This window comes from Polycladospora coralii, assembly GCF_014773435.2.
In the GTDB taxonomy this organism is placed as follows: Bacteria; Bacillota; Bacilli; order Thermoactinomycetales; family Thermoactinomycetaceae; genus Polycladospora; species Polycladospora coralii.
Window position 1 is genome coordinate 462,076 of the sequence record NZ_JACXAG020000002.1, and the last position, 21,140, is coordinate 483,215.

The 21,140-nt window shown below is 39.5% G+C and carries 26 protein-coding genes, 1 tRNA gene, 1 pseudogene and 1 riboswitch; of the genes and pseudogenes, 26 read left to right on the forward strand and 2 right to left on the reverse strand.

Annotation, left to right across the window (positions count from 1 at the left end; all coding sequences use genetic code 11):
- Positions 1–9 precede the first annotated feature (9 nt).
- The 7 genes from msrA (at position 10) to IC619_RS06545 (ending at position 6,569) form a co-directional block, all read left to right on the forward strand.
- Positions 10–480 (forward strand): peptide-methionine (S)-S-oxide reductase MsrA, encoded by a 471-nt coding sequence (msrA, locus tag IC619_RS06515; protein ID WP_191138909.1) that lies wholly within the window; start codon positions 10–12, stop codon positions 478–480.
- A 75-nt stretch (positions 481–555) separates the two neighbouring features.
- Positions 556–1,344 carry a ParM/StbA family protein gene (locus IC619_RS06520; protein ID WP_191138908.1) on the forward strand — a complete coding sequence of 263 codons (789 nt, stop codon included), beginning with the start codon at positions 556–558 and terminating at the stop codon, positions 1,342–1,344.
- Positions 1,341–1,571, forward strand: a complete 231-nt coding sequence (locus IC619_RS06525) for a hypothetical protein (protein ID WP_191138907.1) — start codon at positions 1,341–1,343, stop codon at positions 1,569–1,571. Before IC619_RS06520 ends, IC619_RS06525 begins: the two co-directional genes overlap by 4 nt.
- Positions 1,572–1,722: 151 nt before the next feature.
- Complete coding sequence (locus IC619_RS06530) at positions 1,723–2,883, forward strand: cysteine desulfurase family protein (RefSeq protein ID WP_191138906.1); 1,161 nt, start codon at positions 1,723–1,725, stop codon at positions 2,881–2,883.
- Positions 2,880–4,079, forward strand: coding sequence for a tRNA uracil 4-sulfurtransferase ThiI (thiI, locus tag IC619_RS06535; protein WP_191138905.1), 1,200 nt, complete (start codon positions 2,880–2,882; stop codon positions 4,077–4,079). The genes IC619_RS06530 and thiI overlap by 4 nt, the downstream gene beginning before the upstream one ends.
- Before the next feature lie 88 nt (positions 4,080–4,167).
- Positions 4,168–5,835 (forward strand): M20/M25/M40 family metallo-hydrolase, encoded by a 1,668-nt coding sequence (locus IC619_RS06540; protein WP_191138904.1) that lies wholly within the window; start codon positions 4,168–4,170, stop codon positions 5,833–5,835.
- A gap of 44 nt (positions 5,836–5,879) precedes the next feature.
- Positions 5,880–6,569 carry a TerC family protein gene (locus IC619_RS06545; protein WP_191139347.1) on the forward strand — a complete coding sequence of 230 codons (690 nt, stop codon included), beginning with the start codon at positions 5,880–5,882 and terminating at the stop codon, positions 6,567–6,569.
- 63 nt (positions 6,570–6,632) lie between these two features.
- Here the strand turns inward: IC619_RS06545 and IC619_RS06550 are convergent.
- A tRNA-Gln gene (locus IC619_RS06550) sits at positions 6,633–6,704 on the reverse strand.
- A gap of 228 nt (positions 6,705–6,932) precedes the next feature.
- On the opposite strand from IC619_RS06550, the gene IC619_RS06555 reads away from it, so the two are divergent.
- From IC619_RS06555 to IC619_RS06625, 15 genes are all read left to right on the forward strand, one after another.
- Positions 6,933–8,054 carry an ATPase, T2SS/T4P/T4SS family gene (locus tag IC619_RS06555; protein ID WP_191138903.1) on the forward strand — a complete coding sequence of 374 codons (1,122 nt, stop codon included), beginning with the start codon at positions 6,933–6,935 and terminating at the stop codon, positions 8,052–8,054.
- Positions 8,008–9,051: a type II secretion system F family protein gene (locus IC619_RS06560; protein ID WP_191138902.1), complete on the forward strand. Its 1,044-nt coding sequence runs from the start codon at positions 8,008–8,010 to the stop codon at positions 9,049–9,051. Before IC619_RS06555 ends, IC619_RS06560 begins: the two co-directional genes overlap by 47 nt.
- Before the next feature lie 16 nt (positions 9,052–9,067).
- Positions 9,068–9,397: a competence type IV pilus major pilin ComGC gene (locus IC619_RS06565; protein WP_191138901.1), complete on the forward strand. Its 330-nt coding sequence runs from the start codon at positions 9,068–9,070 to the stop codon at positions 9,395–9,397.
- Positions 9,385–9,834, forward strand: coding sequence for a hypothetical protein (locus IC619_RS06570; RefSeq protein WP_191138900.1), 450 nt, complete (start codon positions 9,385–9,387; stop codon positions 9,832–9,834). The genes IC619_RS06565 and IC619_RS06570 overlap by 13 nt, the downstream gene beginning before the upstream one ends.
- Positions 9,827–10,192, forward strand: a complete 366-nt coding sequence (locus tag IC619_RS06575; RefSeq protein ID WP_191138899.1) for a type II secretion system protein — start codon at positions 9,827–9,829, stop codon at positions 10,190–10,192. The genes IC619_RS06570 and IC619_RS06575 overlap by 8 nt, the downstream gene beginning before the upstream one ends.
- Positions 10,132–10,656 carry a ComGF family competence protein gene (locus IC619_RS06580; protein ID WP_191138898.1) on the forward strand — a complete coding sequence of 175 codons (525 nt, stop codon included), beginning with the start codon at positions 10,132–10,134 and terminating at the stop codon, positions 10,654–10,656. The genes IC619_RS06575 and IC619_RS06580 overlap by 61 nt, the downstream gene beginning before the upstream one ends.
- Complete coding sequence (locus IC619_RS06585; RefSeq protein ID WP_191138897.1) at positions 10,646–11,026, forward strand: hypothetical protein; 381 nt, start codon at positions 10,646–10,648, stop codon at positions 11,024–11,026. Before IC619_RS06580 ends, IC619_RS06585 begins: the two co-directional genes overlap by 11 nt.
- Positions 11,027–11,061: 35 nt before the next feature.
- On the forward strand, positions 11,062–11,538 hold the full coding sequence (locus tag IC619_RS06590; protein WP_191138896.1) for an NUDIX hydrolase: 477 nt from the start codon (positions 11,062–11,064) through the stop codon (positions 11,536–11,538).
- Positions 11,539–11,690: 152 nt separating this feature from the next.
- Positions 11,691–11,888 (forward strand): tautomerase family protein, encoded by a 198-nt coding sequence (locus IC619_RS06595; protein ID WP_191138895.1) that lies wholly within the window; start codon positions 11,691–11,693, stop codon positions 11,886–11,888.
- Positions 11,889–11,999: 111 nt separating this feature from the next.
- Positions 12,000–12,746 (forward strand): MerR family transcriptional regulator, encoded by a 747-nt coding sequence (locus IC619_RS06600; RefSeq protein ID WP_191138894.1) that lies wholly within the window; start codon positions 12,000–12,002, stop codon positions 12,744–12,746.
- 2 nt (positions 12,747–12,748) lie between these two features.
- On the forward strand, positions 12,749–13,276 hold the full coding sequence (locus IC619_RS06605; protein WP_191138893.1) for a shikimate kinase: 528 nt from the start codon (positions 12,749–12,751) through the stop codon (positions 13,274–13,276).
- A 197-nt stretch (positions 13,277–13,473) separates the two neighbouring features.
- Positions 13,474–13,674 carry a YqzE family protein gene (locus tag IC619_RS06610; RefSeq protein WP_191138892.1) on the forward strand — a complete coding sequence of 67 codons (201 nt, stop codon included), beginning with the start codon at positions 13,474–13,476 and terminating at the stop codon, positions 13,672–13,674.
- Positions 13,675–13,865: 191 nt separating this feature from the next.
- Positions 13,866–14,954 (forward strand): flavodoxin-dependent (E)-4-hydroxy-3-methylbut-2-enyl-diphosphate synthase, encoded by a 1,089-nt coding sequence (ispG, locus tag IC619_RS06615; RefSeq protein WP_191138891.1) that lies wholly within the window; start codon positions 13,866–13,868, stop codon positions 14,952–14,954.
- Between the two features lie 260 nt (positions 14,955–15,214).
- Positions 15,215–15,424 carry a DUF378 domain-containing protein gene (locus tag IC619_RS06620; RefSeq protein ID WP_191138890.1) on the forward strand — a complete coding sequence of 70 codons (210 nt, stop codon included), beginning with the start codon at positions 15,215–15,217 and terminating at the stop codon, positions 15,422–15,424.
- Between the two features lie 251 nt (positions 15,425–15,675).
- Positions 15,676–16,119, forward strand: a complete 444-nt coding sequence (locus tag IC619_RS06625) for a hypothetical protein (RefSeq protein ID WP_191138889.1) — start codon at positions 15,676–15,678, stop codon at positions 16,117–16,119.
- Between the two features lie 374 nt (positions 16,120–16,493).
- Here the strand turns inward: IC619_RS06625 and IC619_RS06630 are convergent, their stop codons facing one another.
- A complete protein-coding gene (locus IC619_RS06630; RefSeq protein WP_191138888.1) occupies positions 16,494–16,877 on the reverse strand; it encodes a hypothetical protein in 384 nt (127 codons plus the stop codon).
- Positions 16,878–17,275: 398 nt separating this feature from the next.
- On the opposite strand from IC619_RS06630, the pseudogene IC619_RS06635 reads away from it, so the two are divergent.
- The 4 genes and pseudogenes from IC619_RS06635 to IC619_RS06650 all read left to right on the forward strand — a co-directional run bounded on the left by IC619_RS06635 (position 17,276) and on the right by IC619_RS06650 (position 20,765).
- Positions 17,276–17,749 (forward strand): annotated as a pseudogene (locus tag IC619_RS06635) (VOC family protein).
- Between the two features lie 25 nt (positions 17,750–17,774).
- The gene (locus IC619_RS06640; protein ID WP_191138887.1) at positions 17,775–18,761 is read left to right on the forward strand and encodes a hypothetical protein; all 987 of its coding nucleotides are present in this window, start codon (positions 17,775–17,777) and stop codon (positions 18,759–18,761) included.
- A 121-nt stretch (positions 18,762–18,882) separates the two neighbouring features.
- Positions 18,883–19,593, forward strand: coding sequence for a gamma-glutamyl-gamma-aminobutyrate hydrolase family protein (locus IC619_RS06645; RefSeq protein ID WP_191138886.1), 711 nt, complete (start codon positions 18,883–18,885; stop codon positions 19,591–19,593).
- An 83-nt stretch (positions 19,594–19,676) separates the two neighbouring features.
- The gene (locus IC619_RS06650; protein ID WP_191138885.1) at positions 19,677–20,765 is read left to right on the forward strand and encodes a beta-propeller fold lactonase family protein; all 1,089 of its coding nucleotides are present in this window, start codon (positions 19,677–19,679) and stop codon (positions 20,763–20,765) included.
- A 152-nt stretch (positions 20,766–20,917) separates the two neighbouring features.
- A riboswitch (cobalamin riboswitch) is annotated at positions 20,918–21,107 on the forward strand.
- The last annotated feature ends 33 nt before the right edge of the window (positions 21,108–21,140 follow it).

The following is a 21,140-nucleotide window of genomic DNA, read 5'->3' on the forward strand; positions in this document are numbered from 1 at the left end:
GGGATTAACATGCAAAAGGCAACATTTGGAGCAGGGTGTTTTTGGGGGGTTGAAGAAACATTTCGTAAGATACCAGGTGTAGAAAGTACATCTGTTGGTTATATGGGTGGAGATAAAGAAAGTCCTACTTATGAAGAAGTGTGCACGGATCGTACAGGACACGCAGAAGTGGTTCATATAAGCTTTGACTCAGAACGCGTGGACTACCATCAATTGTTAAAAGTTTTTTGGGAAAATCATAATCCGACCCAGTTAAATCGTCAAGGTCCAGATGTGGGAACCCAGTATCGTTCTGCCATTTTTTACTATAGTGAGGAACAAAAAGAGCAGGCTGAAAAATCTAAACAAGCATTAGCTGAATCCGGACAATTTGCGAAACCGATCGTTACGCAAATTGTACCTGCAACTAAATTTTGGAAAGCAGAGGAGTACCACCAGCGCTATCTACAAAAAAAAGGACTTGATTCCTGCGGAATCTGATCTGATAGATATGTAAATAAGCTAAACATAATTTGATCCCTCCGCTCATAATATGGGTAGCGGAGGGATCAAATTATGTTGGTAGCTGTAGATTGTGGCCGTAGTTATGTGAAAGTAAAAACAGAGTTCGAAACTTTTATGTTTCCAAGTAAAGTAAGTGTTTGGCGTAAACGAAATTTCAAACAAGATTTAAAGGGTGACATGGAGCTTTCTTATCGAAATCAATGTTGGTTTGTGGGCGCACTAGCAGAACGAGAAGGCGAGTTTACGCGACAAGCGATGCAAGATACCAAAGCGGTAGAAGAAACACTACTGCTTACTCTGACAGCGATCCATCAAGCAGGTGGAGTAGGAAAGATCACGTTAGTGACAGGATTACCGATCGGCTCCTATACAGATAATGAACGAGAAGCCCTACGGAATTTACTGGAAGGTACCCACGAAGTAACTGTAAATGATCAAGTAGCTCGTTTTACGATTGAACGTGTCTATACCACAATTGAAGGTGGGGGGGCCTTTTTTTCTTCACCCCGATCCGGATTGGTTCGTATTGTAGATGTTGGAGGGAAAACAACGAACTATGTCACATTTTGCGATAAGGTGTTTATAGATCGAGAGTCTGGCACTTTACCCATTGGCTGGGAAACCGTTCGTGAATCAAACGAACGTGAAATGGCTGATTTGATCGCAGGTACGGTATCTAAAACTTGGCATGCAGATGATATTGTCGTCTTAATTGGGGGTATGGCCAAAAAATTGGAACGCCATATGCAAATGCACTTTCGCCACGCTTTTGCCATTCAAGATCCACAAATGGCTAATGTGAAAGGGTACTTTGAAGTTGGAAAGGTTATGATTACATGAGTCGTTCTGCGAAAAAAATGCTAGGTGTCACTTTTCACATGTCGGATCCACTAGATCGGGAATTATATCATTACGTTGAAGAAAAGTCAGATAACTTCAGTGATTTAGTGAAACATCTTATCTTTGCTTGGCGTCATGGATACCAAATTTCCACTGAATCCAATGGTGGACCAAGTGAATTGGAGCAAAAAAAGGAAATTAAAAATAGCGGGCTCCCATTTGGTTAGATAATCAAACCCTTTTGTTGGAAAATGACTTGATAACAAAAGGGTTTTTTCCATATGGCAGGAATATGCATTCATGGATAGTCGAACCGATAGAAAAATTATATGATAGAATGATGAAGTTATTGAAAAGAATAGAGAGGGGGGACAATTCATGATCTATCTAGATAATAGTGCTACGACCCGAGCGCATGACGGTGTGATAGATGTGGTACAAGATGTGATGCGTAATGTGATTGGTAATCCATCATCTCTGCATGGACTGGGTGGACAAGCTGAGCGTTTAGTTACACAAGCGAGAGAGGTAATTGCACGCTTTGTTGGCTGTGACACACAAGAAGTGTTGTTTACATCTGGCGGAACAGAAGCAAACAATTTGGCGATTAAAGGAATCGCAAAAGCATATCAAAATCGTGGGAACCATATTATTACCAGTTCAATCGAACATCCATCTGTATTTGAAGTTTGCAAGCAATTAGAGAACGAGGGATGGAAGGTTTCTTATTTGCCTGTTGATCAAACTGGGAGAGTTAGAGCACAAGATGTTGAAAAAGAGATCACAAAGGATACGGTGTTGGTATCCATTATGCATGTAAATAATGAAGTAGGTTCGATTCAGCCGATCCATGAAATCGGTCAATTATTAAAACGCTATCATAAAATTTTTTTTCATGTCGATGCAGTGCAATCTTTTAGTAAAATTCCTTTATCAGTTACAGAATGTGGTGTTGATCTGATGTCTGTATCCGGACACAAATTTCATGGGCCAAATGGGATTGGATTTTTATATAAAAGGCGGGGGGTAATGCTTGATCCTTTACTTACGGGTGGAGGTCAAGAATTTGGGTTTCGGTCAGGTACACACGATGTAGCAAGCATTGCCGGGTTGGCGCGTGCGATTGTACAAGCCGAAAAAGAGAGAAAAGCGTTCTTAATGAGAAGTAGGACTTGGAAAGAAATGCTAATCGATCGCTTTCGCCAAGATCTTTCCCACTTTACTTTAAATGGTTCATTGTCCGCATGCAGTGCACCTTATATCTTAAGCATATCATTTCCCGGGTTAAAAGCAGAAGTATTGGTTCATGCTCTCGCAAAGCGGGATTGCTATGTATCCAGTAAATCGGCTTGCTCTTCGAAGCTAGAAATGCCGAGTCGCATATTAAAAGCAATGAAAAAAACAGATCAAGAGGCACTAGGTTCTATACGAATTAGTATGGGCTTTGATACAACAGAACAAGATATTTCCATGTTTGCAGAAACTTTAATAGACGTCGTACCGCAATTACAACATGTTATGAAGGTGTATACGAAATGAGAAAAAATTGCTTATTACTCCGTATTGGTGAATTAGCTTTAAAGGGAAAAAACAAACGTGATTTTGAGCACCAGCTAATGGATAATATAAAAAACAAATGTAAGAACATGACAGGGATTTCCGTCCTGAAAACAGAAGGTAGGATCTTTGTAGAGTTTGATGATCAAGATTTGCTAGACCCTGTCATTGAGGAGCTTAAAACCGTATTTGGTCTCGTAGGTTTTGCACCTGCATTACGCGTTCCATCTGATGTCGAGATGTTAGAAGAGACAGCGCTTGAACTTGTTCGTCAACAAGTGCCAGAGGTGAAAACATTTAAGGTAGCCAGTAAACGTGTAGATAAAAGATTCCCAGTACGTTCGCAGGAATTAAATCACCGCCTAGGGGGCTATTTGCTTCAGCACTATCCAGGTTTAAAAGTAGATGTACATCAGCCCGACTTAATTGTACATGTTGAGATAAGAGGGAAGCACAGCTATGTTTATGGAAATGACATTCCTGGGATTGGTGGACTTCCTGTGGGATCAAGTGGACGGGTGCTCTTACTCTTATCGGGTGGAATCGATAGTCCTGTTGCGGGCTACTTAGCTCTGAAAAGAGGAGTGGAATTACAAGCGATTCATTTTCACAGTTATCCCTATACCAGTGAAAGAGCCAAGCAAAAAGTACTTGATTTAGCGAAGCAACTAACGACCTATGGAAACCATATTCGCATCCATGTTGTCCCTTTCACTGAGATTCAAACAGAAATTAATAAACACTGCTTTGAGTCGTACTCGATTACCGTTATGCGTAGAATCATGCTAAGAATAGCTGAGAGAATAGCGCAAAGCCAAAATGCGTTAGCACTTGTTACAGGTGAAAGCTTGGGACAAGTTGCAAGCCAAACCTTAGAAAGCATGAATACCATTAACGAAGTGACGCATATGCCTATCTTACGCCCAGTGATCGGGATGGATAAGCATGATATTATGGAGATTTCACGCCGTATTGGGACATATGAAACCTCTATCTTGCCATACGAAGATTGTTGTACCGTCTTTTTGCCAAAAGCTCCCAAAACAAAGCCCGATCTTCATGTAGCTAAAAAGCAAGAAGCAAAATTGGATCTAGAGCGGTTAATTGATGAAGCTGTGATTGGAACGGAAGTGATAGAGATCAGCAATGAAAAAGAACGAGAGTTTTCTTACTTCTAAAATTAGGTCATCAGGTGAGCGGCTACTCGACCTGATGACCCCCCTTAGTGGGGTCATAAGAATTAAAACTTTAGGAGGAGGGCACGAGATGATTGCTTTTCAAGAGCGCGTACTCGAACTAACAAAAAAACTGGTTCAGCACCCTAGTATTGTAGGTACGATTGGTGAACGTGATATGGCCTACCTCATTCATGAAATCTTAAATGATTTCTCCTATTTTCAAGAACATCCACATCTTTTAAAATTAGTACCTACAAGGCAAGATGAATGCGAACGTTATAATGTATTGGCACTCGTAAAGGGGACTGCTTCCCAATCAACAGAAACTGTGATACTAATGGGGCATATGGATACGGTTGACGTAGATGACTATGGACGCTGGAAACATCTCGCATTTTCACCAGATGAACTAATGAAAATATGGAAAAAAAATGATATTCCTAAATTAGTGGCGCAAGATATTGAATCAGGAGATTATGTTGGTGGTCGTGGAGTACTCGATATGAAAAGCGGAGTAGCGATTAATCTAGCCCTCATTGAGTATTTTTCGCAAAATCCTGAGCAACTGCATGGCAATTTATTATTTGTATCTGAGTGTGATGAAGAAGATAATTCAAAAGGAATTTTATCAGCGCTCAATGATATCCAACGTTTCGCAGATGATGAAAATTTGAAGTACATAGCGGCCATTAATTCGGACTATACATCTCCTCGCTATGATCAAGACCCGAATCGATATGTGTATCTGGGGACAGTTGGAAAATTATTACCCACGTTTTATGTGGTTGGAAAAGAGACTCATGTAGGGCAAGCGTTCGAAGGTTTTGATCCTAATTTAGTCATTTCGGAGTTGACAGCGCGCTTAAATTATAATACTGATTTTTGTGACGAGATGTTTGGAGAGGTTACCTTGCCCCCTGTCTCTTTAAAACAAAGTGACTTAAAGAAAAAATATGATGTACAAACACCTAAATCGGCCTTTGTATACTATAATTTTTTTGTGCATAGCTGGTCTCCTAAAAAGGTATTAGAACGATTAAAAGAAGCAGCTACTGGAGCTTTTGAGCTCGCGATAACTAAGTATCATACCCAATATCGCCAGTTTTGTGAATTGAGTGGACACGCTTATATACATGAGGAGATTAAGCCGCGTGTATATACTTATGACGAATTTTATCAACAATGTTTGGAGCGCTTTGGCGTGGAGTTTGAACAAAAAATGTTATTATATGCCATGAACCTGCTGAATGATCAACACTTAGATATTCGCGACTACTCGATCAAAATGGCAGAGGAGCTGTGGAAAGAAGGTGGCGATGCAGAGCCGGTCATCATTCTTTTATACGCATCCATATATATACCAAGAGTTGTATTGGATGAAACGGATCACCGTGACCAACGTCTTATTGATGCTGTGAATCAAGGGGTTAGTGAGATAGAACCGCATTGCGAACATCCGATACATGTTCGTAAGTTCTTTCCTTATATCTCTGATATGAGTTTTGTAGCGATTAGTGATGATGAAGATGAAGTGCAGGCTTTTGAGCGAAATATGCCAGCGTGGGGCGTAAAACATCAAATTAATATGGATGCGATTCGTCAATTAGATGTTCCTGTCATCAATATTGGTCCCTATGGAAAAGATGCACACAAACAGTGGGAACGGGTAGAACTTCATTATTCAATGGAAGTTGTTCCAAATCTAACCCTAAACGTGTTAAAGCATTTGCTAGGGCGATTGAAGCCTTCGAGTTGATAAGAAATGGAAAGAATTGAAGGGGCGCTTTTATTTTGGAAAACATGGCTTTTGACTCCGTATTTTGGATTGGTTTTGTTAAGATCATTATTCTGGACTTAATTCTAAGTGGAGATAATGCGGTTGTGATTGGGATGGCGGCTCGTCATTTACCAGAAGAGCAGCGAAAAAAAGCGATCCTCTTTGGTGCAGGTGTTGCGGTTCTACTTAGGGCTTCACTCACAGCGATAGCTGCCTATTTGCTCAAAATTCCCTTTTTGATGACCGCTGGCGGCTTGTTGCTATTATGGATTGCTGTGAAGTTACTATTAGAAGAAAAAGAAGATGATACAGGTGTTTCAGTTGGAATGGGTATGAAAAACGCAATTAAAACGATTGTAGTAGCGGATGTCGTAATGAGTTTAGATAATGTCGTAGCAGTAGCTGGTGCAGCGCAAGGGGATATCGTATTGGTGTTGTTTGGATTAGCGCTTAGTATCCCCTTAATTATGTGGGGAAGTAAACTGATTGCTAACATCTTAAACCGTTTACCTTGGTTAATTTATGTAGGTGCTGCGATTTTAGGTTATACAGCTGGAGAGTTAATCGTAAAAGATCCATTAACTTCACAATACCTCTTTCATTCTCAATCCATATTTACACATTTCATACCTTTTATTTTGGCAGGCCTTGTGCTTTTAATTGGCCAAATTCTAAAAAGCAGAGCAGCATCTAAGAGATTAGTAGACCACTAATCGATCCGCTCATAAAAAAGCGAGCAATCCTCCTAGGCATTAGTGGATTGCTCGCTTTTTTTACTGGGAAGGTAGGGATCGAACCTACGAATGACGGAGTCAAAGTCCGTTGCCTTACCACTTGGCTACTTCCCATCGCCTTCATAAAATAGTATGTACAGAGAGGTGTAAAATCATACAGATAAGTATGCGCGTACTTCGTGAAGATGAAAGCGAGTCCGCTCCGCCCAATCACATCAATCAATAGGATGGATCATAAAAAGCGCTATGATGCACATTTTAGACAAAATATTACAAATTATCACAATAAAAAGAAGGGTTTTTAGAATAGATGATGGAATTTTAAGTTATAGGAGGGATGGTGTGAATCCAAAAGACTTTGTAAATCGATTATTTCAAGAGGCTGTTCGACTACGGGCGAGTGATATCCATATCGAGCATCAGATCAAGCAACTCCGTATTCGAATGCGAATTGATGGCTTATTGATGGAAACAGAGGATGTGAAGCTAGAACTTGGGGCTGGTATCGTGTCTCGACTGAAAGTAATGAGTCAACTTGATATTGGTGAAAAACGAAAGCCTCAAGATGGTGCAATGACCGTTCGTACAGGAAATCATCAACTTGATATTCGGATTTCTACACTGCCCACATTTCACGGTGAAAAAGTGGTCTTGCGCATCCTTGATCGTCATGCAACCTTGTTTACATTTGCAGAACTAGGTTTTACAACTGATCAACAGAGCACTATTCATCGATTCATGGCACGTAAAAGTGGGTTATTAATCGTTACAGGGCCGACAGGATCGGGTAAAACGAGTACATTGTATAGTTTGTTACAAACGATTAATCACGTTGAGAAAAATATTGTTACATTAGAGGATCCGATTGAACGTCAATTAGACGGCATAAATCAAGTGCAAATTCAGCTTAAAGGAGGTTTTACCTTTGCAGAAGGATTACGTGCCATACTCAGACAAGATCCCGATGTGATGATGGTTGGTGAAATTCGCGATTTAGAGACGGCTACCATTGCCATTCGTGCCGCATTAACGGGGCACTTGGTCTTATCCACGTTGCATACCGTAGATGGTGTAAGTGCGATCATGCGACTACTTGATATTGGGATTGAACCTTATCGTGTTGCAGCTGCCTTAAATGGAGTAATTGCGCAAAGGCTGGTTCGGCTCAAATGTGAACCATGTACAGGGATTGGATGTCCACGTTGCAAATTGAGTGGAGCATATGGGCGGACGGGTATTTTTGAAGTGATCTCAGCCGAAGATGAAACTTTTCAACGCATGATTATCGAAAAGAAAGCGCGAACGGAATGGAGGTCCTATCTCGAAAAGCGAGGATTAGTCTCCTTAAAACAAGCTTTGCTCGTGTTGTATCAGAAAGAAAAAATAAGCAAAGGTGAGCTGATACAGGTGATGAATGATGTCGATACGTCTGAGATGGAACATGGAGCGTTACGCTCTTTTTAGTGAGCAAATGGCTCACTTGCTTAAAAATGGGATTCCTTTATTAAATGCGATCATGATTTTAGGTGAGCAGCGAATTGTACCACCTTCTTTCTCACATCATGTTTCCAGCTTATTGCAACACGGTTATAGTTTATCAGAAACATTGCATGCCGAAAAATTCCCAAGCATGTTTCTCTCATTCATGCGTGTGGCGGAGGAACATGGAAATTACCAACTGGGGTTTGAGCAATGCACCCGATATTATGAAGCGCGCTCTAGATGGATGAAAGAGTTAACCAAAGCGATTACTTACCCACTATTTTTACTCCTATTTGTGATTATAGCGCTTTTCTTTCTATTTATCATTTTACTCCCGCGCTTTCATGAATTATACCAAGTTATGGGGATTCCACTGCCTCCTTCTACACAACTCATTTTTCAACTACAAGGTTATATGGTGTATATACTATGGGGCATGCTTATCACCCTATTGATTGGTTTACTCTCTTGGCTAAGTCGCGAATGGATTCCAGTGCAGATGCGCCACAACTGGGGACGGCTGATGAGTAAAATGCCATTTGTGCGCGTAATCTATCGATACAGAATTTCACATTTTTTTGCCTTGCAACTCGGATCGATGCTAAAGGCTGGTGTGCCACTGTTAAAAGCAATTGTAGTCATACGGGAAGGAGCGCCATGGCAACGTTTGTCCGACCACCTGAAATGGATAGAACAAGGGCTGCTGAAAGGGAGAAGCTTTCATTCGCTTGTGCAAACTTATGAAAAAGATATATTTATCCATGCTTTACCCACTATGGTAGCAATCGGTGAGCAAAGTGGTTCGCTTGCTGAAATATTATTAACTTTTGCTAAGCAGACAGAGCAGTTGATGAAAAGTTTAATGGATAAAATGATCAAAATATCAGAACCATTATTTATCCTCTTGATTGGAGTAGGCATCGCTTTTATGATCATCAGTCTATTTTTACCGATGCTACAACTTGTTCAGGCCATTTAAGAGAAGGGGGTTTGTCATGCATTTACAAGATGACGAAGGGTTTACGCTAATAGAAATGTTGGTGGTCTTGTTTATTATCGGCTTGATTTTGGCTATTATGATACCCAACTTACGCTCTGCCGGAGAAAAAGCACAAACACAAGCGGATCAAGCGAATCGTCAACTAATCAGTTCACAGTTAGACCATTACTATTTAGAATTCGGAAAATACCCCGTTCAACTATCTGAGTTGGTGGAGACGGGATATTTAAAGTCCATCCCAAATTGTCCCGGGGGAAAGGGGAAATACAGTATAAATCCAGATCCTAATGCAAATGAGGATCAGCGAGTGGTGTGCAAGCAGTGAAAGAAGAACACGGATTTACAGTGATCGAAATGACAGTAACTTGTATGATCATTGGTTTGTTTTTTGCTTTAGCTGTTCCTGTCTGGCTTGAAACAAAAGTGCGGCTTGAGCGTGACTTGTTCTTGCATCAGATGGCTTCTACGATACAAATGGCACAGGTAGAAGCGCGGACACGCGAAGAGACAGTCACCATGATCCTATCTAACGTTAACCAAACCGTTCGCGTGCAGCAACAGAACAAGGTGATCCATTCCATTACAATTCCCCATGCATATCAACTCCGTAGTAATTATCCTGATCAAGTATTAACTTTTCACAAAACCGGACACATCAGAGGCGGGACGATTACATTTTGGCGTGACCAACTAGAAGTGGGAAAATTAGTGGTTGGTGTTGCAGCGGGTCAGGTTAGAATTGAGGTGAAGCCATATGAGTGATGAAAAAGGCTTTACTCTTATGGAGACATTGGTTGCGCTGATGATATTAGGATTATTCGTATCTTTTGCATTACCTATCCATGATGAAATCAAAGCGCAACAACAAGCGCTTCTAGTCGAATCTGAAGCCCTACAATTGCTGAAAATGAGAGCGGAACAGTGGGTTTCCAACACAGATAGGCAACAAACAAGTGTTGAGACGATTCAAAGTCAGCATGACGTAAATACGATTTATCAGGTGACACATGCTGTGGAACAGATTAAACCGCATTTAATGCGATATACGGTGGAGATTGAATGGAAAAACAACCAGCAAAGCAAAAGAAAACAACTGACGGTCGAAAAATTCAGTCCTTAACAAATGAATCTGGCTACACGTATATAGAGGTCGTCCTATCCTTATTCATTTTTACATTATGTATCCCCATATTGCTGTCACTACTATATTATTTTACCCAAGCAGGAACAGAATTACCGCTTAAACAAATGCAAATGGGCGCCAGAGACACGTTCTTGTCCATTGTGGAGCAAGATGTAAAAGAAGCGCAGTCACTCCAAGTCAATCAAGATCGTTTACAAATGCAATTATTAAATAATGATTGGATTCAATATAAAAAGAAACATAATCAATTGATACGGCAAGTAAAACACCCCCAAAATGATCACTTTAGTGGACACATGATTGTGCTTAATGCGGTTCAAGACCATCAGTTTATCCTTGATGAGAAAGGCGTTTTAATCACAATTCGGATGGAAGGAGATTTAAAAGAGCATACAATGGTCACTTACTTGGCAAAAAGGAGAGAAATCAGTGATCCATAAAGAGGAAGGTGCAATACTGCCGATGGTACTAGGAGTTAGTATCATTATTTTTTTTATACTGAGCTATCTCATCGCGCAAATGATCGATACGACTAGGGCTCAACATCTGATACAAGAACAAGCGATTGTCACTTATGTAGCTGAAAGCGGAATTGCGCGCATGCAGGAACAACTCAAGAAAAGTCCAACTCACATGGCATCGCAAAATATAGTGATTAACCAGCGGCAAGTGCAAGTCGAAGTCGTAAACGTAAGTGAACGATCTTACACCATCCGTGCTATCGCCATTGGAAATCAAGATGTGAAGCAAACCCTACAGGTAATTTGCGACAGAGAAAGCTTAGCAATTGACAGCTGGCAGGAAGAGTGATTTTCGATTATGATAAAAAAGAGGAGGGTACAAGTTTGAAAGCACTTTTACATACAGAAACATACCAAATCTATACAAATGAAGAAGACGACATTGTGATCCAAGATAACTTTCCGGAATCAGCCGTTGTGTTTGCGATATATGAAGGGAAATTAGCTGTAGTTAAACAATTTCGGTCGGGAATAGGCACAGCCACGGTGGAATTACCTGGATGTGGCGTAGAAGAGAATGAAACTGAGATCGAAGCTGCAAAACGTGAATTGTTGGAAGAAACGGGTCTTATTGCAGGACATATCCAATATCTAGGCCGATCGATTCCACAACCTTACTTTTCGAATCATGTTTGCCATCTGTTTTTCGCAACCATCTCCGATCGAACAACGAAATCAGAGGAGATGGAGGTAGTGCTTGTTCCACTCGAACAAGTAGAAGATCATATTCGAACTGGAAAATGGCAACATAGTGAATTGGTACATGCTTATTCACTTGCTAAATTGAACGGGTTATTGTAAGGCGACTGATGGGCTAAAGTAGTAGATGAGATCAGTAGTGTCGATTAACCCAAATACACGACGGTAAACCGACACGCCTGAGATGTGATGGTCGATCGGCATAAAACAGCTGGAGAATCAGAATCTATAAATCACTGAAGGGAGTATAACCAATGCCTTATATGAATGTAAAAATTACCAAAGGAGCAACACGCGCTCAAAAAGAAGAACTAGTAAAAGCTTTTACGACAACACTTGTTGATGTTTTAGGAAAGAAACCAGAGCATATTCATATTGTGATCGATGAGGTGGAAGAAGAGAACTGGGGTTATGCAGGTATGCTAACGGATGATTATCGCAAACAGATATAAAATCGAACGATGCATATCTCAGTAATGAGGTATGCGTTTTTTATTAACAAAAAGGCTTGCGTCTGACGTTACGTGATAGCGTAGCATGGACTGTGTGGAGGAGGTGCAAGGATGGGGTTAAAAGTGAAGGAATTAGCTGATCTTGCAGGTGTAAGTGTTCGTACACTTCACTACTATGATCAGATCGGTCTACTAACTCCTAGTGAAGTAAGTGCAAAAGGCTTTCGTATCTATGATGGGATTGACCTAGAGCGTTTACAACAAATTTTGTTTTTTCGCGAGCTAGATTTTTCATTACAAGAAATTAAAGCGATTTTAGACAACCCGGCCTTCGATCGGAAGCGTGCATTAATCCTTCACAAAGAAGTTCTACTCCAGAAAAAAGAACGTTTAGAAAAAATCATTCAAACGGTAGAAAGAAGTATTTCTGCTATGACAGGAGGTGCAACTATGCATAAAAGTGATCTATTCGAAGGATTTGATAAACACCAGCAACAATACGCAGATGAGGTAAGACGGCGTTTTGATCCGAAACGGGTAGCAGAAGCAGAACAAAAAACGAAACAATATAAACAAGCGGACTGGACTGAAATCATGCAAGAATGGCATGCTATTTATGAGCAGTTAGCGGGACGTATGCATGCAGGACCGGATGATGCAGAAGTGCAAAACTTAATTTCAAACTACCAACAACTGATTACTAAGCGTTTTTATCATTGCACACCAGAGATTCTACAAGGGCTTGGGCAGATGTATGTACAAGATGAACGGTTTACAGAAAATATCGATCGCACACAAGCGGGTTTAGCCCAGTTCTTACATGAGGCAATCGAAATTTACGTTAAAAAGGAGGCATAAATTTGCAGGATGGAAAAAGACATCTGATTTTGATCGGCTTTATGGGAACGGGGAAAAGTACGGTAGGTAAAGCGGTAGCTGAGTTACTTCAAGTTCCTTGGAGAGATACCGATCTAAGTTTAGAAACAGAGTGGGGACATTCAATTCCAGAATACTTTAAGCGATATGGAGAAAATGCTTTTCGACAAGCAGAAACCGGTATGTTAGCAAAATGCTTAGCAGAAAAACCAGCTGTGATTACGACGGGTGGAGGAATTGTACTTCATCCTGGTAACCGAGATTTGATGATTCAAAATGGATATGTGATTCATCTACAGGCGGATGCGAATACGATTATAAAAAGAGTGAAACAAGATGATCCCAAACGTCCTTTACTAGCAGGGAATCAGGTGGAAAAAAAAGTGCAAGAGCTCATGCAGGAACGAGAAGGATATTATGATTTTGCTGATTTCACGATTGATACGACTGCATCCTCATTACAAAAAATAATAAATGAAGTAGTTCAGTATTGGCCAAAACAAGCAGTTTAAGATTCGTGAGGCTGACGTTCAAATAGAACTACTTGAGCGTTAGCCGATTTGTGTTCTGATTCATATGATAAAATCATACAAATCGATACGCTTGATGTGAGCAATGATCCATTATTACTTAAGTTTCCAGCTTTAGTAAAACCTTCAGGTTTAAATCTATTGCGACTCGGTGACGCTATAGACAGGGGTGGAATAACATGTCCTTTAAAGATTGGTTTCAGTACCTGTTGGAGCGTTTCGTTTGGTACTTAGAGACACCTAAAGGAGAACGTAAAGAGATTAAGCAACAAAACAAGCAACCATGGACCTATCAATGGTTTGGTATGATGCCATTTGCGATGAAAATGTTTGTACGTAAACAAAAAGGACGAATGCGTGGACGTTTAAGTGAAAAGTAGAAAGTTGATGAGGGATGGTTTATAATGCAAAACCATTTTTCAGAGGTGTTGAAAGTAAACACACTTGATAATTTTTTGTTAAAAGGAGCCTACTGGCTCCTTTTTTGTTTGGATTCTGTGATATACTGAATCATTGAGAAAGATGTACTTATCTATCGATATTTTTTTATCTCCAAAGGGGCGAATGTTTCATGTATCATCGTACGGAAACAAAACCGATTCAAGTGGGAAACATACAAGTGGGTGGCAATGATCAAGTTGTGATTCAAAGTATGACCACTACCAAGACACATGACGTAAAAGCAACAGTAGCAGAAATTAAACGTTTAGAAGAGGCCGGATGTCAGATCGTACGTGTCGCATGTCCTGACATGCGCGCTGCGGAAGCGATTCCATATATAAAAAAAGAGATTTCGATTCCGCTCGTTGCTGATATCCATTTTGACTATAAGTTAGCATTAAAAGCGATTGAAGGCGGAATCGATAAAATTCGAATTAACCCAGGTAATATAGGACGCCGTGAGAAAGTAGAGGCGGTTGTAAAAGCAGCAAAAGCAAAGGGTATTCCGATTCGAATCGGTGTGAATGCAGGCTCATTAGAGAAACGTATTTTAGATAAATATGGTTATCCTACAGCAGATGGCATGGTGGAGAGTGCATTGTATCATATTGGTATCTTGGAAGAATTAGATTTTCACGATATAATCGTATCGCTGAAAGCATCTGATGTAAGACTTGCAATTGAAGCCTATGAAAAAGCAGCGCAAGCATTTAGTTATCCGCTTCATTTAGGGATTACAGAATCAGGTACTTTATTCTCTGGAACGGTAAAAAGTGCGGCAGGATTGGGTGCCATTCTTTCTAAAGGAATCGGCTCTACTGCTCGGATCAGTTTAAGTGCTGATCCAGTGGAAGAAGTAAAGGTGGCCAGAGAATTACTTAAAACGTTTGGTCTAGCTGCCAATGCGGCTACTTTGATTTCTTGTCCAACGTGTGGAAGAATTGAGATCGATTTAATCAGTATTGCAAATGAAGTGGAGGAATACATCTCCAACATTAAAGCACCGCTTAAAGTTTCAGTTCTAGGGTGCGCTGTAAATGGCCCTGGAGAAGCGAAGGAAGCAGATATCGGAATTGCGGGTGCCAGAGGAGAAGGGCTTTTATTTCGCCACGGTAAAATCATTCGTAAAATCCCCGAAGCACAGATGGTCGAGGAACTAAAAAAAGAGATTGATAAATTAGCTGAAGAGCATATACAGAAGAGTTTAGCTCAATCCTAAGTAAAGGCCCATATGGGTCTTTTTTTTATGCATAAATAAAAAAAGATTGTAAGAAAATAACAGTAGTCTCAGTAGTGTAGATTAACCCAAGTGAGGGAGTGTGTCTAGCAGAAATGCCTCCTCACCTTCACTTAGCGTAGGAGCGCTGTAAGGTGTTGGTGGAGCGGACTTTTCAGCTGCTTTGCAAGGCAAAAGTGGAAAAACCATGCAAATTGACACACCTACATTAATTTATGCTCCTAAAGGAGGGAGAACGCTTTATGAAAAAACTCGCATTAACATTGGTCATTATCGGTGCGATCAATTGGCTCTTGGTTGGATTTTTCCAATGGGATCTCGTTTCAGCAATATTTGGAGGAGATTCCATCCGTGAATCCTCTATATTTAGCCGTATTATATATGTTCTAGTAGGTCTATCTGGGATCTACTCGATCCGCTTCTTATTTGATTCCAACGAAAACGCGCGCTAAATATTTATATTTGACCGAAACTCCGGAACTGCTTCCGGAGTTTTTTCGTCTTGTCCCGAATCAAAATCCAGCATTATTCGGAGGATAACCTTTCAACACATATACGAGATAAGAGTTTAATGGATCAAGCGAATTGTGTGATTTGAAAAGTTTCATTATTCGATGCTATAATTAACTAAAATAATAATAATTACTAAGGGATCAACTATGATAAATAATGCATAACATATTTGAATTAGGAGCTTACATAAATGAAAAAAATCATCCTGATATTCATTTCCCTTTCCCTAATCATTTTCACTACATATTTTTTAATGTATAACAAACATAAACACAATAAGGGCTTAGAGTCATCGCTTAACTCAGCTATTAAAACTGAGATAGATGCTACCCGGAGAGGTCATACGGCAAACATCAATATAAATGACTTAACAAATTTTGATTGGGATGAGGCCCATATCGTTTCTCCCTATACAAATCAAGAAAAACTTAATGAACAATTAGGCATGGAATTTAGAGATCCTAGCAATATGAAATCAAGGGATGACATTTACTTAATGGTGTTCATTCTTAATCGCGAAGTGATTGAATATGTAGAGATAGATAGAGTAGATGGAGAAATAACAGCTAACAATAATGACTCCGATATTTTAACGCCTGACAATCCAAAACTAAACATCACACTTTATAAGTAGTGTTGGATTGTCAACATTTACATCCAGCAATCGAGTTAATAAAGAGTTCATGCTAATGAACTAACCCAAGGGTAGATAGTGAGCTCGTTTCAGTCAAGGTTGAAACATCGGGGAATCAGATGGAGACTCTACTCCACCTGATTGAACCCTACTCTACCCATCTCAAAATATATAGCGTTTTCTGGGGACATCCGGATAATGATAAGTCCATCCATCATACCTAGCATCTAGATATAGAAGAATGTCACCATAGGAAACATAAAGACTCCCATCGCGGGAGTCTTTATAATCGATTTTGATTGCACGAAGAGTTTTGCATGATATCTACCACTCGCATTTCCATCGAATGGATTTTTCTGAGAGTCGCTTTCAACCTAATAGTAACGCTTATAGGTTCCAGTTACCAAATCTAAGCCATCAAATTTGCCGATTTTCACTTTATAAACAATGGTTTTATCGAATTCAAAATATACTGAATTGGTTTGCCCATCTAAGATAACCGTTTCTTTTACTTCATTTGTATTTGAATCAATAAGAGAGACTTCTAATCCGTTTAAATTTTGGTGATTATTAAATGTATATTTAATTGCATCATATTTTGATCCATCAAGATTTAAAAAATAACTGTCGTTTGTAGTATGACAAGTAAAGCTTATTGGGAACCAATCATCTGCGGATGCTATAGGTGTAGAAAAGGAAAAGACAAGTACAATAGCTAACATGGATAAAACAAACTTGTTTGATTTGACATTTGTCATTAATAACACACTCCCTATTCATTTATTTCCATAATCATAACACAAAACAAATATTTTTAAAAGTTATCATTTGTTAAAAATATTATATTTTAATTCTTTTATATGGTCATTATTCCATTGGTGCTTAGAATGATATAATCTCTCACGCAGATGGTGGTTCAATTCAAGGTGAACAACGATAAATGGCTGTAACACATGCGCTTGTTACAGAAGTGATTTGTAAGAGTCGTTCAGCCTCTCTGAGTATAATATTTTTTAGATCATACTAAACAAGGTTTAATAAATGATTTAAGTTTTACGTATGAAAAAATAGTTTGAATTATGATATGGTCGGTTCATTCAATTGAAGTGAAGGAGATATAAGGGGCTATAGCAAACGATTGAGGAGCTAAAACAAAATGAAAATCATCGTGACCAGTGTTTTCGTACAAGACCAGTCCAAGGCATTGACATTTTATACGGAAATACTCGGTTTTGTAAAGAAGGAGGATGTTCCTGCGGGAGATTTTAGGGTTTGCGAACGAGAATCCTTCCCATTTCAATGGGATAGATGAAAGTGGCGTTGCTCGGTACCTCCTGCTGCGCAAGCATATCAAAAGAAGAACAACGAAGAAGGCATTCCAGCTACCATGTTTGCCGTTTCTGATGTGCGAAGAGCATATCAGAAATTGCGAGAGCAAGGCGTCAAGTTTACCATGGAGCCTACGGATCATTGCAGTTTTCGATCATACATGTGGGGATTTAATCCAAATGATACAAAAGTAAATGGAGGGCGAGAAGATTTTCCAGATATTTCTATAGAAAATGATATCATTTCCTTTACTAATCAACACCAAATTAATCTGATTGTACGAATAAATATCGTAAGATGATTAATTTTTGAGGGAGTTGTATTTGTTGAGACGAATTGTATCATTTATGATGGCACTGGCCTTAATACTTTCAATTATGCCTATGGGATCAGTCGTGTTTGCTGAGAAACGTAACGATGATCTAACGGAGATTCATACACCAGATGCAGATGAACCTAAAAAAGAAGATGACGGGACAGTCGTAGCACCACATCCGGATGAACCTAAAAAAGAAGGTGACGGGACAGTCGTAACACCACATCCGGATGAACCCCAAAAAGAAGATGATGGGACAGTCGTAATACCAGATGCGGATGAACCCCAAAAAGAAGATGACGGGACAGTCGTAATACCAGATGCGGAAGAACCTAAAAAAGAGGATGAAGCAACAGATATTTACATTGATGAGGAAATCCCAGCAGAAAAAATGAAAGCACTCGAGGAATGTGAAGTTCAGTATCATAATCCAGAGAAACTTAAACTTTCCATAAATAAAAATATGAATGGGACCGAATTTACAGTGGCAGCCTCTTCAGAAGGGGATCAAATAGAAGGATTGTGGCTATTTGCTGTGTCACATTTAGATGATTTCACTCATAAAGATGAATTTGACAATCAATATTATGAGGCAACTTTAGTGCAAAAGCAGTATAAATTTGGAAATTCTGCAACGTGGTCTTTTGCTGTAACGGATCTGGAAAATAGAAAAGGTAAATATGAAGTTTTCGCCCAATTCTTAGGTACAATTGATGGTGAAAAGTGCATCACCAGAGTAAGCTCTATTGAGACGGAATTGATTGAAGATGAAGACAACGAGAAGCCTGAGAATACTGAGGTTCAAGTAGTTAAGATTAACAATCCAGGGACTCAAGCTAGTGCTGAGGAAAAGCAAAAAGAGGAGATAGTAGAAAGTGCCAAGGGTGGACCACTGCCTCAAACTGCGAATGATTACCATAACGCGATGTTAGTTGGCTTTTTCATCACGCTCATCGGTGCTTCAGTCCTGATCATCAGCAATGTAAAAAGTAATTAATGCGGTCGTTTTTTAAAGGCGTCTTCCGAATAGGAGAGGCGTTTTTTTTATGCGTCTGTCTACGATCATGTAAGTGACCTTGCATACATATGGTAATAAAAATGGATGGGGTGAAGCGTATATGAAACCGGTTATAGGGATCACGATGTCGTTGGAGGATGAGCAGAAGCAAACTTTGCGAAAAGATTATTCAGATTCTGTAATAGTTGCTGGTGGTATGCCGATATTACTACCGTATTGTACAGAGCAAGAGGTGGTCATGCAGATGGTCGAACAAATTGACGGACTGGTGCTGTCTGGTGGTGGAGATATTGATCCGAGCCTATTTGATGAAGATCCACATCCAGAATTGAGAGAATTAACTCCACAACGCGATCATATGGAAATGCAACTGATTAAGCAGTGTCAAATTGCCCAAAAACCCATATTAGCTATATGTAGAGGTTGTCAAATTTTAAATATCGCATTAGGAGGAGATATGTATCAAGATTTGGGAACACAAAAAGACTTCGTTATACAACATACGCAACAAGCACCTCGTTCCTACGCTTCTCATCAGATTACGATTCAGAAAGAATCTGCTTTATACCAAATTCTAGGTAAGTCGAGACATAAGGTAAATAGTTATCATCATCAAGCGAATCGGCGACTCGCACCTTCGCTACGGGCAGTAGCTTGGTCGACGGATGGCGTGATTGAGGCGATTGAACAGCAAGAAGGGGCGCCTATTATGGGGGTGCAGTGGCATCCAGAGTGTATGACACAAACAGATATAGATGCACGTAAACTATTTGCTTGGTTTGTGCAAATTTGTCAGCCTATCTCTAAATAGCCGTATAGATCACACAGTAAGATAAAGGCTTATATCTAGCAAAATCTTTTTTAAAAGTGACAAAATAGAAGGGAGGAGTGATGATGTCATTTGTATATGCAGCTAAAATAATGACAAATACGATAAATGTCATTGATGTGAAGACTAATTATATTATTGCTAATATTCAATCAAACTTACTTCCATTAGATATTAAAGTGATACCAAATGGACAGTATGTCTATGTTTTAACAGCATCTTCAGTTCTGACAATTGATCATAAAACACATCAAGTAGTCTCTAACACACGTATCATTAACGTTGGGTTTGACCGTTTTATTCAAGTTCAATTTGCGATTACATCAGACGCTCAGTTTATATATGTAATCAACAACGTTTCTACAGTTGTATCGGTAATTGATACAAAAACAAGTGCAATAATTGCGAATATAGATGTGGGTTCATCACCTAGAAGTCTTACTATTACTCCAGATGACAAGTATGTCTATGTCGTCATCAGCCAAGCTCCCAATGTGGGGGATACGGTATTTGTTATTGACATCAAGAAGAATGTCGTCATTGCAACGGTTGTAGTCGGGCATACACCTACTAATATACTTGCTGATCCTAGTGGTTGCTATGTGTATGTGATTGGGACTACATCAGACCCTTTACCAAATACCCTCCCGCTCTTATCTGTAATTGATACAAAGGTTCACCAAGTTGTTTCTACTATTCAGTTAAGTACAACAACTAACAACTTACTAGCAATCACTTCAAATGGTCAATATATTTATGTAGCGAATGGTGACGGAGTTATCACATGTATTGATGCCAAAAAACATGATGTGAGCGCTTCTATTATGATCAACGTTATGAGTCCGGGTATTGCTTTTTCGGCCATAGCAGTAACACCAAATAATAAGCAGGTTTATGTAGCAAGTAGAAGTAATAACAGCGTGATCGTAATGGATACAAAAACAAATACTGTTACCAGAAGTATAGACATTGGAGAGACACCTAGTAGCATGGCAATTACGCCAGATGGAAGATATGTGTACGTGGGTACTGAATCTTCTATTTCTCCATTTGATAGTAGTATATATGTAATTGACTTAAAAACAAATGCGATTAAATCCACCATTTTTATTGACAGAAGTATGGTAAATGCATTGGCTGTTGTTCCATTTTAAAAGTGTATGTGATTGGAATACTGTTGATAAAAGGAGAAACAGCGTTCAGTTTTTTTGTCCTATACGATTTATTTTATTTATTAAAAGGTTTTTTTTCGTTTAAAGAGAATAGTTACATAGATCGGAATTGATTTTCATTTTTTGATCACAAAACAGAATATGGTGATATAGGTGTAAGCTGCATTTTTTGTAGCTTACTTAAAAGGGAAGATCGGTGTAAATCCGACGCGGTCCCGCCACTGTATATGGGAGCCAGCTATCAAATCCACTGTCTAGTGAGATGGGAAGGGATAGTAGGTGATGAGCATGAGCCAGGAGACCTGCCTATATCAGCAACGCAAAATTCCTACGCGGATAGGAGGTGTTGAATGCTAC

What these genes read in the sequence shown, in the direction of transcription:
- msrA (WP_191138909.1), top strand. Translation starts at nt 10, where the DNA reads ATGCAAAAGGCAACATTTGGAGCAGGGTGTTTTTGGGGGGTTGAAGAA.
- IC619_RS06520 (WP_191138908.1), top strand. Translation starts at nt 556, where the DNA reads ATGTTGGTAGCTGTAGATTGTGGCCGTAGTTATGTGAAAGTAAAAACA.
- IC619_RS06525 (WP_191138907.1), top strand. Translation starts at nt 1,341, where the DNA reads ATGAGTCGTTCTGCGAAAAAAATGCTAGGTGTCACTTTTCACATGTCG.
- IC619_RS06530 (WP_191138906.1), top strand. Translation starts at nt 1,723, where the DNA reads ATGATCTATCTAGATAATAGTGCTACGACCCGAGCGCATGACGGTGTG.
- thiI (WP_191138905.1), top strand. Translation starts at nt 2,880, where the DNA reads ATGAGAAAAAATTGCTTATTACTCCGTATTGGTGAATTAGCTTTAAAG.
- IC619_RS06540 (WP_191138904.1), top strand. Translation starts at nt 4,168, where the DNA reads ATGATTGCTTTTCAAGAGCGCGTACTCGAACTAACAAAAAAACTGGTT.
- IC619_RS06545 (WP_191139347.1), top strand. Translation starts at nt 5,880, where the DNA reads ATGGCTTTTGACTCCGTATTTTGGATTGGTTTTGTTAAGATCATTATT.
- IC619_RS06560 (WP_191138902.1), top strand. Translation starts at nt 8,008, where the DNA reads ATGTCGATACGTCTGAGATGGAACATGGAGCGTTACGCTCTTTTTAGT.
- IC619_RS06565 (WP_191138901.1), top strand. Translation starts at nt 9,068, where the DNA reads ATGCATTTACAAGATGACGAAGGGTTTACGCTAATAGAAATGTTGGTG.
- IC619_RS06575 (WP_191138899.1), top strand. Translation starts at nt 9,827, where the DNA reads ATGAGTGATGAAAAAGGCTTTACTCTTATGGAGACATTGGTTGCGCTG.
- IC619_RS06580 (WP_191138898.1), top strand. Translation starts at nt 10,132, where the DNA reads ATGGAAAAACAACCAGCAAAGCAAAAGAAAACAACTGACGGTCGAAAA.
- IC619_RS06595 (WP_191138895.1), top strand. Translation starts at nt 11,691, where the DNA reads ATGCCTTATATGAATGTAAAAATTACCAAAGGAGCAACACGCGCTCAA.
- IC619_RS06600 (WP_191138894.1), top strand. Translation starts at nt 12,000, where the DNA reads ATGGGGTTAAAAGTGAAGGAATTAGCTGATCTTGCAGGTGTAAGTGTT.
- IC619_RS06610 (WP_191138892.1), top strand. Translation starts at nt 13,474, where the DNA reads ATGTCCTTTAAAGATTGGTTTCAGTACCTGTTGGAGCGTTTCGTTTGG.
- ispG (WP_191138891.1), top strand. Translation starts at nt 13,866, where the DNA reads ATGTATCATCGTACGGAAACAAAACCGATTCAAGTGGGAAACATACAA.
- IC619_RS06620 (WP_191138890.1), top strand. Translation starts at nt 15,215, where the DNA reads ATGAAAAAACTCGCATTAACATTGGTCATTATCGGTGCGATCAATTGG.
- IC619_RS06625 (WP_191138889.1), top strand. Translation starts at nt 15,676, where the DNA reads ATGAAAAAAATCATCCTGATATTCATTTCCCTTTCCCTAATCATTTTC.
- IC619_RS06630 (WP_191138888.1), bottom strand. Translation starts at nt 16,877, where the DNA reads ATGACAAATGTCAAATCAAACAAGTTTGTTTTATCCATGTTAGCTATT.
- IC619_RS06645 (WP_191138886.1), top strand. Translation starts at nt 18,883, where the DNA reads ATGAAACCGGTTATAGGGATCACGATGTCGTTGGAGGATGAGCAGAAG.
- IC619_RS06650 (WP_191138885.1), top strand. Translation starts at nt 19,677, where the DNA reads ATGTCATTTGTATATGCAGCTAAAATAATGACAAATACGATAAATGTC.